Here is a 12670-nt window from a genome sequence, read left to right on the forward strand (position 1 = left end):
CCTCCTTTCGTTCTTTATTACTTATCTAATACATTTCCTGTGCGTTTAGCAACACGGACTTTTTTACCATCAACATCTTTAAATCCAACACGAGTTGGTTCACCAGTAGCTGGATCTACGATCATTACGTTAGAAACGTGAATTGACGCTTCAGTTTCAATGATGCCTCCTTGAGGAGCAGCAGCACTAGGCTTTTGATGTTTTTTGATCATGTTAACACCTTCAACGATGACACGATCTTGTTTTGGAAACGCAGTTAAAACCACGCCTTCTTTATTTTTGTCTTTACCAGTGATAACTTTTACTTTATCGCCTTTTTTAACAAACATAATTGTTTGGCACCTCCTTTGGACAATAATTAATTATAATACTTCCGGTGCAAGTGAAATGATTTTCATGAAATTGCTATCACGTAATTCACGAGCGACTGGTCCGAAAATACGTGTTCCACGAGGACTCTTGTCGTCACGGATAATTACACAAGCATTTTCATCGAATTTAATGTAAGAACCGTCAGTACGACGAGCTCCAGTTTTAGTTCTAACGATTACAGCTTTAACGATTTCACCTTTTTTAACAAGACCACCAGGAGTGGCTTGCTTAACAGTAGCTACGATGATATCACCGATGTTCGCTGTTTTACGTCCTGATCCGCCTAACACTTTAATTGTTAGTACTTCACGAGCACCTGAGTTATCAGCAACTCTCAAACGACTTTCTGTTTGGATCACTATAGTATCCCCCTTTCAGACTTTAAGCTTAAATCTATATAGGAAAAACTCGATTAGATAATAACTGCTTCTTCAACGACCTCTAATAAACGGAAACGTTTTGTAGCGGATAATGGACGAGTTTCCATAATTTTCACGATGTCTCCTGCTTTCGCAACATTGTTTTCATCGTGCGCTTTATATTTTTTTGAATATTTAACACGTTTACCGTATTTCTTGTGAGCGTTACGAGTTTCAACTACAACGACAATTGTTTTGTCCATTTTATCTGAAACGACGCGACCTTGGTAAACTTTACGTTGATTTCTTTCTTGATCTTGAGTCATTCGTTAATGGCCTCCTTCCAATGTTACTTTTCTTGTTCACGCAACACTGTTTTAATGCGTGCAATCGATTTGCGCACTTCTTGAATACGTGCAGTGTTTTCTAGCTGACCTGTAGCAAGTTGGAATCTTAAGTTGAATAATTCTTCTTTGAATTCCTTTTCTTTAACAAGCATTTCGGCAGTGGTTAACGCTTTGATGTCTTTAACCTTCATTCGATTCACCACCCATTTCTTCGCGTTTTACAATCTTAGTTTTAACAGGTAATTTGTGAGAAGCAAGTCTTAACGCTTCACGAGCTACGTCTTCTGGTACGCCAGCAATTTCAAACATGATTTTACCACGTTTAACTGGTGCTACCCAACCTTCTGGAGCTCCTTTACCTTTACCCATACGAACGCCAATTGCTTTCGATGTATAAGATTTGTGAGGGAAAATTTTAATCCACACTTTCCCGCCACGTTTCATATAACGAGTCATAGCGATACGTGATGCTTCAATCTGACGGTTAGTGATCCATTTTGATTCAACAGCTTGTAAACCGTATTCTCCGAATGCAACCTCTTTACCACCCTTAGCTTCTCCACGCATTTTACCTCTAAACTCACGACGGTGTTTTACACGTTTAGGTACTAACATGATTATTTCCCTCCTTTCTCAATGTTTTTCATTCCAGGAAGAATTTCTCCACGGTAAATCCACACTTTAACTCCTAGTTTTCCGTATGTAGTATCCGCTTCTTCCCATGCATAGTCAATATCAGCACGTAATGTATGAAGTGGAACTGTACCCTCTGAATAACCTTCAGCACGGGCAATATCTGCACCATTCAAACGACCTGAAACTTGAGTTTTAATCCCTTTAGCTCCTGATCTCATTGTACGTTGGATTGCTTGTTTTTGCGCACGACGGAAAGCCACACGATTTTCTAATTGACGAGCAATACCTTCTGCTACTAATTTTGCATCTAAATCTGGTTTTTTGATTTCCACAATGTTGATGTGGATTTCATTAGGTTTTCTACCAGTAATTTTTACTAGTTCTTTTCTAACGTTCTCAACTTCAGATCCACCTTTACCAATAACCATTCCTGGTTTAGCAGTGTGTAGTGAAACATTAACACGCTTTGCAGCACGTTCAATTTCAACTTTCGACACAGCGGCATCGGCTAGTCTAGATGAGACAAATTTACGAATTTTTAAATCTTCATGTAGGTATTCTGCATACTCTTTTTCTGCATACCATTTAGCGTCCCAATCACGGATAACGCCGACACGAAGTCCCGTAGGATTAATTTTTTGACCCACTGGTTGTCCCTCCTTTTTTTACTTCTCAGTCACTACTACTGTAATGTGACTTGTTCTTTTGTTGATTGGTGAAGCTGAACCTTTCGCACGAGGACGGAAACGTTTCATCGTTGGTCCTTCGTTTACGAATGCTTCAGAAACTACCAAGTTTTCAACATCTAAATCATAGTTGTTTTCTGCATTGGCAACAGCTGACATCAATACTTTTTCAATAATTCCCGCTGGTTTGTTCGGCGTGAATTTTAAGATTGAAATAGCTTCTGCTACGCTTTTCCCTCTGATTAAATCGATCGTAATACGCGTTTTACGAGGTGAAGTACGAACTGTTTTTGCAGTTGCTCTTGCTGAAGTAATTTGTTCTGACATTTGAAATTCCTCCCCTCAATAATTAGCGTTTTGTTTTTTTATCGTCTGCAACGTGCCCACGATATGTTCTTGTTGGTGCGAATTCACCTAATTTGTGTCCTACCATGTCTTCTTGAATATAGACTGGAACATGTTTACGTCCATCGTATACAGCAATTGTATACCCTACAAAGTTAGGGAAGATTGTTGAACGACGTGACCATGTTTTAATGACACTTTTCTTTTCAGAATCTTTTTGAGCTTCAACCTTTTTCATTAAATGCTCATCAATAAAAGGTCCCTTCTTCAAACTACGGCCCATGGTGAACCTCCTCTCAAATTATATGGCTTAAGCAGCCATGAGTCTTTTATTATTTTGTTTTACGACGTCTAACAATAAGTTTGTCAGATGCAGCTTTTTTATTACGAGTTTTGTAACCAAGCGTTGGTTTACCCCAAGGTGTAACTGGGCTAGGACGTCCGATTGGAGCTTTACCTTCACCACCACCATGTGGGTGATCGTTAGGGTTCATTACGCTACCACGAACAGTTGGGCGCTTGCGCATCCAACGGCTACGGCCGGCTTTACCAATGTTGATTAATTCGTGTTGTTCGTTACCTACAGCACCGATTGAAGCGCGACAAGTAGCAAGAATCATACGAACTTCGCCTGAGTTCAAGCGAACTAATACGTATTTACCTTCTTTACCTAACACTTGAGCTTTAGTACCAGCAGAACGGATTAATTGTCCGCCTTTACCTGGTTTCATTTCGATGTTGTGAATTACAGTACCAACTGGAATGTTAGCTAATGGTAATGTGTTACCAATTTTAATATCAGCATTTTCTCCTGATACAACTTGCATTCCTACTTCTAATCCTTTTGGTGCTAAGATGTATGCTTTCACACCATCTGTATAGTGGATTAAAGCGATGTTAGCAGATCTGTTTGGATCGTACTCGATTGTTTTAACAAGTCCAACAACGTTGTCTTTGTTACGTTTGAAGTCAATAACACGGTATTGACGTTTGTGACCGCCACCTTGATGACGAACTGTAATACGTCCCATGTTGTTACGTCCAGCGTTGTTTTTCATTGGTTGTAATAACGTTTTTTCAGGGGTAGAAGTTGTGATTTCAGCGAAATCAGAACTTGTCATATTACGACGTCCATTTGAGGTCGGTTTATACTTTTTAATTCCCACGTCTCTGTTCCCTCCTATTAAAAATTAGAGTCCTGAGCTGATGTTATTCAGCGTCAAACAATTGAATTTCTTTTGAATCGTTAGTCAACGTCACGATAGCTTTACGACGTTTTCTTGTATATCCTGCATATTTACCCATGCGTTTAAATTTTGGTTTAACGTTCATGATGTTAACGTTTTTAACTTTAACACCGTCAAACGCAGCCTCAACCGCTTGTTTCACGTGAGTTTTGTTAGCACGAGTATCCACGTCAAACGTGTATTTTTTCTCGTCCATCGCTAACATTGAAGCTTCAGTGATAACCGGGCGTTTAATTACATCTAGTAATTCCATTATGCAAGCACCTCCTCTACTTGAGTAAGAGCAGCTTTAGTAATTAACATTTTATCGTTAGCTACTACATCTAACACGCTTACGTTATCTGACGCTACGACAGAAACGTTTGGTAAGTTACGAGCTGATAATGCTGCAAAATCATTGCCGTTTTCTAAAACGACTAAAACTTTAGTTGTTACATCTAATTTAGCTAATACTTCTTTGAATTCTTTCGTTTTTGGTGCGCCGAAACTTAATGAATCAACAACAACAAATTTTTCTTCAGCAACTTTTTCTGATAAAACAGATTTGATTGCTAAACGACGAACTTTCTTAGGAAGTTTGTAGCTGTATGAACGTGGAGTTGGTCCGAAGACTACACCACCGCCACGCCATTGTGGTGAGCGGATAGAACCTTGACGAGCACGTCCAGTTCCTTTTTGTCTCCATGGCTTACGTCCACCGCCGCGAACAGCGCTACGGTTTTTAACCGCGTGTGTACCTTGTCTTAATGAAGCACGTTGCATGATGATTGCATCGTATACAACGCTTTCGTTTGGTTCAATTCCGAAGATATCTGAGTTTAACTCGATGTTTCCGTTTTTAGAACCGTCTTGTTTAAATAATGCTACAGTTGGCATTCCTTAGTCCTCCTCTCTTCAACAATTATTTCCCAGTTTTCACTGATTTGATTTGTACTAATGATTTTTTAGAACCTGGCACATTACCTTTTACTAAGATAACGTTTTTATCAAGATCTACACGTACAACTTCTAGATTTTGAATAGTGACACGATCGCCACCCATTTGACCAGCTAATTTTTTGTTCTTAAATACTCTATTCGGATCTACTGGACCCATTGACCCAGGACGACGGTGGTAACGAGAACCGTGACTCATTGGTCCGCGAGATTGACCATGGCGTTTAATAACCCCTTGGTAACCTTTACCTTTAGTTGTACCTGTAACGTTAATGATGTCACCTGCTTCGAATACATCAACCTTAATTTCTTTACCTACTTCGTATTCTCCTAGCTCAACATCTTTAAACTCTTTAATGAAGCGCTTAGGAGCCGTGTTTGCTTTTGCAACATGACCTTTCGCAGGTTTGTTTGATAATACTTCACGTTTGTCTTGGTAACCTAATTGAACTGCTTCGTAACCGTCAGTCTCCATTGTTTTAACTTGTAAAACAACGTTTGGAGTCGCTTCGATTACAGTAACAGGGATTAATTCACCATTCTCAGTGAAGACTTGTGTCATTCCCACTTTTTTTCCTAAGATTCCTTTAGTCATGAGTGCACCTCCATCCTTTTAATTTTTATAACTTGATTTCAATGTTTACACCACTTGGCAAGTCAAGCTTCATTAAAGCGTCAACTGTTTTTGGTGTTGGATTCACAATATCGATTAAACGTTTGTGAGTTCGCATTTCGAATTGTTCACGAGAATCTTTGTATTTGTGCGTTGCACGGATCACAGTGTAGACTGAACGATCTGTCGGTAACGGAATCGGTCCCGATACGTCAGCTCCAGTTCTTTTCGCTGTCTCAACGATTTTTTCCGCTGATTGATCCAAAATACGGTGTTCATACGCTTTTAAACGGATACGAATTTTTTGTTTTGCCATTTTTTTCCCTCCTTCGCCTATTTTAAAAGTAGACATAGCTCCACGAAAACACCAACACGCTCGCCCATGGCAATGCGTCCGGGCGTGTCGCAACCTCTCGCTTCATAGCCGTGGGGTTTCTACAGGTCCCCACTGTCGGCAATACAACTTTATAGTTGCAGCACCTTTAACAGTATACTAAATAAAAACCGTCAAATCAACCTTTTTTAAGGTTTTTTCTATATTTTTTTTATTACAATTTTGTAACCAGTTTCAACTCGTTAAAAGAGTCATTTCTCATGTTTTTTGTTCGAAAATATATTTTTTGCACTATTTTATATTATATTTTTTTAAATTTAACACTTTTTTGTATTCAATACGGAAGCAGCTTGCATTTATCGAAAATCCGGGCGTGCCATTTACACTACATTCATCTTTCTTCTATATAATAGCGAAACAAAATAGAAATATAAAAAAAGAACCGAGAAGTTAATCTCAGTTCTTTTAAAATAATTATTTAGTGATTGTAGATACAACGCCTGAACCAACAGTACGTCCACCTTCACGAATAGAGAAACGAGTTCCTTCTTCGATCGCGATTGGGTGAATTAATTCAACGTCGATAGTTACGTTATCACCAGGCATTACCATTTCAGTACCAGCTGGTAACTCAACAACACCAGTTACGTCAGTTGTACGGAAGTAGAATTGCGGACGGTAGTTAGTGAAGAATGGAGTGTGACGTCCACCCTCTTCTTTTGATAATACATAAACTTCAGCATTGAATTTTGTGTGTGGAGTGATTGTTCCAGGAGCAGCTAATACTTGACCACGTTGGATATCTTCACGGGCAGTACCACGTAATAAAGCTCCAATGTTATCGCCAGCTTCAGCGTAATCTAATAATTTACGGAACATTTCAACACCTGTAACAGTTGTTTTAGTGATTTCTTCAGCGATACCAACTAATTCAACTTCGTCACCTACAGAAACGCTACCACGTTCAACACGACCAGTAGCAACTGTACCACGACCAGTGATTGAGAATACATCCTCAACTGGCATCATGAATGGTTTGTCATGGTCACGTTCTGGAGTTGGGATATATGAATCAACTTCAGCCATTAATTCCATGATTTTATCTTCATATTTTTCTTCGCCTTCTAAGGCTTTAAGAGCAGAACCTGCAACGATTGGAGTATCGTCACCTGGGAAATCATATTCGCTTAATAAGTCACGAACTTCCATTTCTACTAATTCTAATAACTCTTCATCATCAACCATATCCATTTTGTTTAAGAATACAACGATGTAAGGAACACCAACATTACGTGAAAGTAAGATGTGCTCACGAGTTTGTGGCATTGGGCCATCAGCAGCAGAAACTACTAAGATAGCTCCATCCATTTGTGCAGCACCAGTGATCATGTTTTTAACATAATCCGCGTGACCTGGACAGTCTACGTGTGCGTAGTGACGGTTTTCAGTTTCGTATTCGATGTGTGAAGTAGAGATTGTGATACCACGTTCTTTTTCTTCAGGAGCGTTATCGATATCAGCGTAGTTTTGAGCTTCACCGAATCCTTTTTTAGATAATACAGTTGCGATCGCAGCTGATAAAGTAGTTTTACCATGATCGACGTGTCCGATTGTACCAACGTTTACGTGTGGTTTTGAACGGTCAAATTTTTCTTTAGCCATTTTAAGTTCCTCCTAGGAATAGTATTTTTTATTTCGAGACAGGATAGTCCTGACGTCGTTATTACAATTTTACACGATAACCCACTAGATTGACAAGAGAAGTCAATTAGTTAGAGCCACCATTTTTCTTGATGATTTCTTCTTGTACTGATTTCGGTACATCTTCATAATGATCAAATGTCATTGTGAACACACCACGACCTTGAGTCGCAGAACGTAACGTTGTAGCGTAACCAAACATTTCAGCTAATGGAATCATAGCACGAACTACTTGAGAGTTCCCACGAGCTTCCATACCTTCAACGCGGCCACGACGAGCAGTTACGTGTCCCATGATATCACCTAAGTAATCTTCAGGGATAACAATTTCAATACCCATAATTGGTTCTAAGATTGCTGGTTGTGCTTTTTTAGCAGCTGCTTTTAAAGCAAGTGATGCCGCAACACGGAAAGCAGTTTCGTTAGAATCGACATCATGGTATGAACCATCATAAAGTTTACACTTAATATCTACTAATGGATAGCCGGCTAATACACCGTTTTCCATAGAAGCTTTAAGTCCCGCTTCAACTGCTGGGATGTATTCACGTGGAACTACCCCACCAACGATAGCGTTTTCGAATGCAAATCCTGCACCCTCTTCATTTGGTGTGAATTCAACCCAAACATGTCCGAATTGACCTTTACCACCAGACTGACGAACAAATTTACCTTCAGCTTGAGTAACAGGAGCACGGAAAGTTTCACGGTAAGAAACTTGAGGAGCACCTACGTTAGCTTCAACTTTGAACTCGCGACGCATACGGTCAACAAGGACGTCTAAGTGAAGCTCACCCATACCAGCGATAATTGTTTCACCAGTTTCAGTGTTTGTTGACGCACGGAAAGTTGGATCTTCTTCTGATAATTTTTGTAAAGCAGTACCCATTTTATCTTGGTCAGCTTTTGATTTAGGTTCAATCGCAACTTCGATAACTGGTTCTGGGAATTCCATTGATTCAAGAATAACTAGGTTTTTCTCATCACATAGAGTATCACCTGTTGTTGTATCTTTAAGACCAACAGCAGCAGCGATATCCCCTGCATATACTTCTGAAATTTCTTCACGAGAGTTAGCGTGCATTTGTAAGATACGTCCTACACGTTCACGTTTCCCTTTAGAAGCATTTTTCACGTATGAACCAGATTGTAAAACACCTGAGTAAACACGGAAGAATGTTAAACGACCTACGAATGGGTCAGTCATAACTTTAAATGCTAACGCAGCGAATGGAGCTTCATCAGTTGATGGAACTTCAACTTCTTCGTCAGTATCTGGGTTAATACCTGTAATAGCTGCAACGTCAGTTGGAGCTGGTAAGTAATCAATAACACCATCAAGCATTAATTGAACACCTTTGTTTTTGAAGGCTGATCCACAGTAAACTGGGAATAATTCTACAGCGATAGTAGCAAGACGAATAGCCTCACGTAATTCCGCTTCAGTAATTTCTTCACCTTCTAGGTATTTCATTGTTAAATCTTCATTAGTTTCAGCAACTGCTTCAACTAATTTTTCACGCCATTCAGTAGCTAATTCCATGTATTCCGCTGGAATCTCTTCTTCACGGATATCTGTACCTAAATCGTTAGTGTACATTTCAGCTTTCATCGTGATTAAGTCGATAATCCCGCTGAATTCATCTTCTGCACCGATTGGTAATTGAACTGGAACTGCATTAGCTTGTAAACGATCATGTAACGTACTTACTGAGTATAAGAAGTCCGCACCAATTTTATCCATTTTGTTAATGAATACAGTACGAGGTACACCGTAAGTAGTTGCTTGACGCCAAACTGTTTCTGTTTGAGGCTCAACACCTGATTGAGCATCTAGTACTGTAACAGCACCATCTAATACACGTAATGAACGTTCAACTTCAACTGTGAAATCCACGTGACCAGGAGTATCGATAATGTTGACGCGGTGACCTTTCCATGCTGCTGTAGTAGCGGCTGAAGTGATCGTAATACCACGTTCTTGTTCTTGCTCCATCCAGTCCATTTGAGAAGCTCCATCATGAGTTTCTCCAATTTTATGAATTTTACCAGTATAGTATAAAATACGTTCAGTTGTAGTCGTTTTACCAGCATCGATGTGAGCCATGATACCGATATTACGAGTTTTGTCTAAGGTAAATTCTCTTGGCATAATATTTCTCCTCTCTTATCATAAATAAATCTTGGTTAACCATTTTATCAACAACGACTGAAAGTCGCTGTGTAATAAAGAGGATAATCTTACCAACGGTAGTGAGCGAAAGCTCTGTTGGCATCTGCCATTTTGTGTGTGTCTTCACGTTTTTTAACTGAAGCACCAGTATTGTTAGCAGCATCCATGATTTCTTTAGCTAAACGTTGTTCCATAGTGTGTTCACCACGTAAACGAGCATAGTTAGCTAACCAACGTAGTGCTAATGTCATTTGACGTTCTGGACGAACTTCAACTGGCACTTGGTAGTTTGAACCACCCACACGACGAGCTTTAACTTCTAATACAGGTTTGATGTTTTCCATCGCTTGATTGAAAACTTCGATTGGTTCATTACCTGTAGCTTCTTTGATGATATCAAATGCGTTATAGATAATGTTCGCAGCAGTCCCACGTTTACCATCAATCATAATACGGTTGATTAAACGAGTGACATCTTTTGATTGGAAAATTGGATCAGGTAAAACTTCACGTTTCTGAGCTGGACCTTTTCTTGACATTCCAAATTCCTCCTTCCGATTCTAGTTTTTAAGTTTAAAATTTATTTTAGTCTTTTTGTGGTTTAGGGCGTTTAGCACCATATTTCGAACGGCTTTGTTTACGATCAGCAACACCTGCTGTATCTAAAGCACCACGAACGATATGGTAACGAACTCCTGCTAAATCTTTTACGCGTCCTCCACGGATAAGTACAACACTGTGTTCTTGTAGGTTGTGTCCGATACCTGGGATATACGCTGTAACCTCAAGGTTGTTTGATAAACGTACACGAGCATATTTACGTAAAGCCGAGTTAGGTTTACGAGGTGTCATTGTTCCTACACGAGTACAAACTCCACGCTTATGAGGAGCATTTGAATTTGTGTGAGCTTTTTTAAGGCTGTTGTAACCTTTACCTAATGCTGGTGAACCTGATTTTGTTTCTTTTGATTTACGAGATTTGCGAATCAATTGATTAATCGTTGGCATTTTAATTTCCTCCTTCCCTAAAGGGTTTTCTAGTACCACACATCCAGGTGGTTCATTTTTTGCGATAAAAATAAGCAAGTCTGACTTGCTCTTCGCTAAATGCTAGCTGGACATTATCAACAATGTGACAACTGTACTTTAAGCACCTGTTAAATAATATCATGATTAACCTTTTAGTGTCAACAGTATTTCAATTTTTCTTAAATGAAGATTACACCTTTAAAGTCTCACCTAAATTGAGTATAATAATATAGAAGAAAAGGTTCTATATTATAGGAGGTAAATAATGAATTTAAAGCAAATGGTTGGAATTGAGGCAGCAAAACATGTCACTGACGGAATGATTGTTGGCCTTGGAACAGGATCCACTGCCTATTACATGGTGGAAGAATTAGGTCGCCGTGTAAAAGAAGAACAATTAGATATCATTGGTGTTACCACTTCGAATGCAACAGAACAACAGGCACGCGCTTTAAACATCCCGTTAAAAAGCGTTGATGAAGTAAGCCATGTTGACTTAACCATTGATGGGGCGGATGAAATTAGCAGTAACTTCCAGGGGATCAAAGGCGGAGGAGCAGCACTTTTATTTGAAAAAATTGTTGCCAGTAATTCTAACAAAAACATTTGGATTGTTGATGAATCAAAACTTGTTGAAAATCTTGGCGCTTTCCCATTGCCAGTGGAAGTCATTCCTTACGGTTCTCAACAATTATTGAACTTATTTGAAGAAAATGAGTTGCAGCCAAAATTACGCCTGATTGACGGCGAATCCATTAAAACCGATAGCGGAAATTATATTATTGATTTACACTTAGAATCAATTGATGATTCTGCATTAAAACCTTTAAGCAGTTGGTTGAACGCTTTACCAGGTGTGGTCGAACACGGATTATTCCTTGATATCGTTGACACTGTTATTGTTGGTCGTGAGAAAGGACCTGAAACAATCGGCGCTATTCGCCGTGGTTAACAACCTTTAGCAGAACTCTTGAAAATGCTTTTCTCAAGAGTTCTTTTCTTATGCCTATTTTTGTATTATACTTAGATAGATAATAAATTCACAAAGATTAAAGGAGCTGTTTTTATGTATTCACCAGAGGAAATAACGGATATTAGTATTAAGATGGGAGCTAAAAAAGTTGCTAAACCCTTACTTACTAAATTAATCCTTGGATTTATTGGTGGGGCTATGATTTCTCTTGGTTACCTTGCTTATATCAGAGTCATTGCTTCAATCGCACATGAATGGGGCAGTTTTGCGAGTTTCATTGGAGCATGTGTCTTCCCAATCGGTTTGATCGTAATTCTGCTTGGCGGAGGAGAACTAATCACCGGAAATATGATGGCAGTCGCGATTGCTTGGTTTGATAAAAAAGTTAGTGGTAAAGACTTAGTCTCTAACTGGGCTATCATTACTTTAGCAAACTTCGCCGGGGCATTATTTGTTGCTTATTTCTTTGGCCATGTTACTGGATTAACGACTGATGGAGCTTATTTGATTGAAACAGCTACTGTTGCACAATCAAAAATTGCCGCAACACCTTTGCAAGCGTTTGTTTCTGGAATTGGTTGTAACTGGTTTGTTGGCTTATCACTTTGGCTGTGTTACGGTGCAAAAGATGGTGCCGGTAAAATTCTAGCAATCTGGTTCCCAGTCATGACATTCGTTGCAATTGGATTCCAACATAGCGTGGCAAATATGTTTGTTATCCCTGCGGCTATTTTCGAAGGTAACGCTACATGGTTAGACTTTATTCAAAACGTTATTCCTGTTTATGCCGGGAATGTTGTGGGTGGTGCTATTATGGTTGGCGGCTTATATTATCTAGCTCTTAAACATCACGATTAATATCGTGGTGTTTTTTATTAGCTAATTTTTAGGATTGAGAATAAAATAAAGATAGAACAAA

General features: G+C 39.2%; 19 protein-coding genes. 2 read left to right on the top strand and 17 right to left on the bottom strand.

Annotated elements, in window-relative coordinates:
* Positions 1–17 precede the first annotated feature (17 nt).
* From rplX to rpsL, 17 genes are all read right to left on the bottom strand, one after another.
* On the bottom strand, positions 18–329 hold the full coding sequence (gene rplX, locus G7081_RS01960) for a 50S ribosomal protein L24 (RefSeq protein WP_166006943.1): 312 nt from the start codon (positions 327–329) through the stop codon (positions 18–20).
* A 33-nt stretch (positions 330–362) separates the two neighbouring features.
* Positions 363–731 (bottom strand): 50S ribosomal protein L14, encoded by a 369-nt coding sequence (rplN, locus tag G7081_RS01965; RefSeq protein WP_166006946.1) that lies wholly within the window; start codon positions 729–731, stop codon positions 363–365.
* A gap of 53 nt (positions 732–784) precedes the next feature.
* Positions 785–1057, bottom strand: coding sequence for a 30S ribosomal protein S17 (gene rpsQ / locus G7081_RS01970; RefSeq protein ID WP_166006948.1), 273 nt, complete (start codon positions 1055–1057; stop codon positions 785–787).
* Between the two features lie 23 nt (positions 1058–1080).
* Complete coding sequence (rpmC, locus tag G7081_RS01975; protein WP_166006950.1) at positions 1081–1269, bottom strand: 50S ribosomal protein L29; 189 nt, start codon at positions 1267–1269, stop codon at positions 1081–1083.
* On the bottom strand, positions 1259–1693 hold the full coding sequence (rplP, locus tag G7081_RS01980; protein ID WP_166006953.1) for a 50S ribosomal protein L16: 435 nt from the start codon (positions 1691–1693) through the stop codon (positions 1259–1261). The genes rpmC and rplP overlap by 11 nt, the downstream gene beginning before the upstream one ends.
* 2 nt (positions 1694–1695) lie before the next feature.
* Positions 1696–2361 carry a 30S ribosomal protein S3 gene (gene rpsC, locus G7081_RS01985; protein WP_166006955.1) on the bottom strand — a complete coding sequence of 222 codons (666 nt, stop codon included), beginning with the start codon at positions 2359–2361 and terminating at the stop codon, positions 1696–1698.
* Positions 2362–2379: 18 nt separating this feature from the next.
* Positions 2380–2727, bottom strand: coding sequence for a 50S ribosomal protein L22 (gene rplV / locus G7081_RS01990; protein WP_166006957.1), 348 nt, complete (start codon positions 2725–2727; stop codon positions 2380–2382).
* Between the two features lie 22 nt (positions 2728–2749).
* Positions 2750–3028, bottom strand: a complete 279-nt coding sequence (rpsS, locus tag G7081_RS01995) for a 30S ribosomal protein S19 (RefSeq protein ID WP_166006959.1) — start codon at positions 3026–3028, stop codon at positions 2750–2752.
* Between the two features lie 49 nt (positions 3029–3077).
* Positions 3078–3911 (bottom strand): 50S ribosomal protein L2, encoded by an 834-nt coding sequence (gene rplB / locus G7081_RS02000; protein WP_166006961.1) that lies wholly within the window; start codon positions 3909–3911, stop codon positions 3078–3080.
* A 43-nt stretch (positions 3912–3954) separates the two neighbouring features.
* Positions 3955–4245 carry a 50S ribosomal protein L23 gene (locus tag G7081_RS02005; RefSeq protein ID WP_166006963.1) on the bottom strand — a complete coding sequence of 97 codons (291 nt, stop codon included), beginning with the start codon at positions 4243–4245 and terminating at the stop codon, positions 3955–3957.
* Positions 4245–4868: a 50S ribosomal protein L4 gene (rplD, locus tag G7081_RS02010; protein ID WP_166006965.1), complete on the bottom strand. Its 624-nt coding sequence runs from the start codon at positions 4866–4868 to the stop codon at positions 4245–4247. The genes G7081_RS02005 and rplD overlap by 1 nt, the downstream gene beginning before the upstream one ends.
* A gap of 25 nt (positions 4869–4893) precedes the next feature.
* Positions 4894–5523 carry a 50S ribosomal protein L3 gene (gene rplC, locus G7081_RS02015; RefSeq protein WP_166006967.1) on the bottom strand — a complete coding sequence of 210 codons (630 nt, stop codon included), beginning with the start codon at positions 5521–5523 and terminating at the stop codon, positions 4894–4896.
* A 25-nt stretch (positions 5524–5548) separates the two neighbouring features.
* Positions 5549–5857 carry a 30S ribosomal protein S10 gene (gene rpsJ / locus G7081_RS02020; RefSeq protein WP_126831842.1) on the bottom strand — a complete coding sequence of 103 codons (309 nt, stop codon included), beginning with the start codon at positions 5855–5857 and terminating at the stop codon, positions 5549–5551.
* A gap of 492 nt (positions 5858–6349) precedes the next feature.
* Complete coding sequence (tuf, locus tag G7081_RS02025; protein WP_166006969.1) at positions 6350–7537, bottom strand: elongation factor Tu; 1188 nt, start codon at positions 7535–7537, stop codon at positions 6350–6352.
* Positions 7538–7643: 106 nt separating this feature from the next.
* The gene (gene fusA / locus G7081_RS02030; RefSeq protein WP_166006971.1) at positions 7644–9728 is read right to left on the bottom strand and encodes an elongation factor G; all 2085 of its coding nucleotides are present in this window, start codon (positions 9726–9728) and stop codon (positions 7644–7646) included.
* An 89-nt stretch (positions 9729–9817) separates the two neighbouring features.
* Positions 9818–10288, bottom strand: coding sequence for a 30S ribosomal protein S7 (gene rpsG, locus G7081_RS02035; protein WP_166006973.1), 471 nt, complete (start codon positions 10286–10288; stop codon positions 9818–9820).
* A 46-nt stretch (positions 10289–10334) separates the two neighbouring features.
* Complete coding sequence (rpsL, locus tag G7081_RS02040; RefSeq protein ID WP_166006975.1) at positions 10335–10757, bottom strand: 30S ribosomal protein S12; 423 nt, start codon at positions 10755–10757, stop codon at positions 10335–10337.
* Positions 10758–11043: 286 nt separating this feature from the next.
* On the opposite strand from rpsL, the gene rpiA reads away from it, so the two are divergent.
* Positions 11044–11730 (top strand): ribose-5-phosphate isomerase RpiA, encoded by a 687-nt coding sequence (gene rpiA, locus G7081_RS02045; protein ID WP_166006977.1) that lies wholly within the window; start codon positions 11044–11046, stop codon positions 11728–11730.
* Between the two features lie 114 nt (positions 11731–11844).
* Positions 11845–12609, top strand: a complete 765-nt coding sequence (locus tag G7081_RS02050) for a formate/nitrite transporter family protein (protein WP_166006979.1) — start codon at positions 11845–11847, stop codon at positions 12607–12609.
* Positions 12610–12670: the final 61 nt, after the last annotated feature.

Source organism: Vagococcus coleopterorum, from assembly GCF_011303955.1.
GTDB classification, from domain to species: Bacteria; Bacillota; Bacilli; order Lactobacillales; family Vagococcaceae; genus Vagococcus_D; species Vagococcus_D coleopterorum.

What these genes read in the sequence shown, in the direction of transcription:
- rplX (WP_166006943.1), bottom strand. Translation starts at nt 329, where the DNA reads ATGTTTGTTAAAAAAGGCGATAAAGTAAAAGTTATCACTGGTAAAGAC.
- rpsQ (WP_166006948.1), bottom strand. Translation starts at nt 1,057, where the DNA reads ATGACTCAAGATCAAGAAAGAAATCAACGTAAAGTTTACCAAGGTCGC.
- rpmC (WP_166006950.1), bottom strand. Translation starts at nt 1,269, where the DNA reads ATGAAGGTTAAAGACATCAAAGCGTTAACCACTGCCGAAATGCTTGTT.
- rplP (WP_166006953.1), bottom strand. Translation starts at nt 1,693, where the DNA reads ATGTTAGTACCTAAACGTGTAAAACACCGTCGTGAGTTTAGAGGTAAA.
- rplV (WP_166006957.1), bottom strand. Translation starts at nt 2,727, where the DNA reads ATGTCAGAACAAATTACTTCAGCAAGAGCAACTGCAAAAACAGTTCGT.
- rpsS (WP_166006959.1), bottom strand. Translation starts at nt 3,028, where the DNA reads ATGGGCCGTAGTTTGAAGAAGGGACCTTTTATTGATGAGCATTTAATG.
- G7081_RS02005 (WP_166006963.1), bottom strand. Translation starts at nt 4,245, where the DNA reads ATGGAATTACTAGATGTAATTAAACGCCCGGTTATCACTGAAGCTTCA.
- rplD (WP_166006965.1), bottom strand. Translation starts at nt 4,868, where the DNA reads ATGCCAACTGTAGCATTATTTAAACAAGACGGTTCTAAAAACGGAAAC.
- rplC (WP_166006967.1), bottom strand. Translation starts at nt 5,523, where the DNA reads ATGACTAAAGGAATCTTAGGAAAAAAAGTGGGAATGACACAAGTCTTC.
- rpsJ (WP_126831842.1), bottom strand. Translation starts at nt 5,857, where the DNA reads ATGGCAAAACAAAAAATTCGTATCCGTTTAAAAGCGTATGAACACCGT.
- tuf (WP_166006969.1), bottom strand. Translation starts at nt 7,537, where the DNA reads ATGGCTAAAGAAAAATTTGACCGTTCAAAACCACACGTAAACGTTGGT.
- fusA (WP_166006971.1), bottom strand. Translation starts at nt 9,728, where the DNA reads ATGCCAAGAGAATTTACCTTAGACAAAACTCGTAATATCGGTATCATG.
- rpsG (WP_166006973.1), bottom strand. Translation starts at nt 10,288, where the DNA reads ATGTCAAGAAAAGGTCCAGCTCAGAAACGTGAAGTTTTACCTGATCCA.
- rpsL (WP_166006975.1), bottom strand. Translation starts at nt 10,757, where the DNA reads ATGCCAACGATTAATCAATTGATTCGCAAATCTCGTAAATCAAAAGAA.
- rpiA (WP_166006977.1), top strand. Translation starts at nt 11,044, where the DNA reads ATGAATTTAAAGCAAATGGTTGGAATTGAGGCAGCAAAACATGTCACT.
- G7081_RS02050 (WP_166006979.1), top strand. Translation starts at nt 11,845, where the DNA reads ATGTATTCACCAGAGGAAATAACGGATATTAGTATTAAGATGGGAGCT.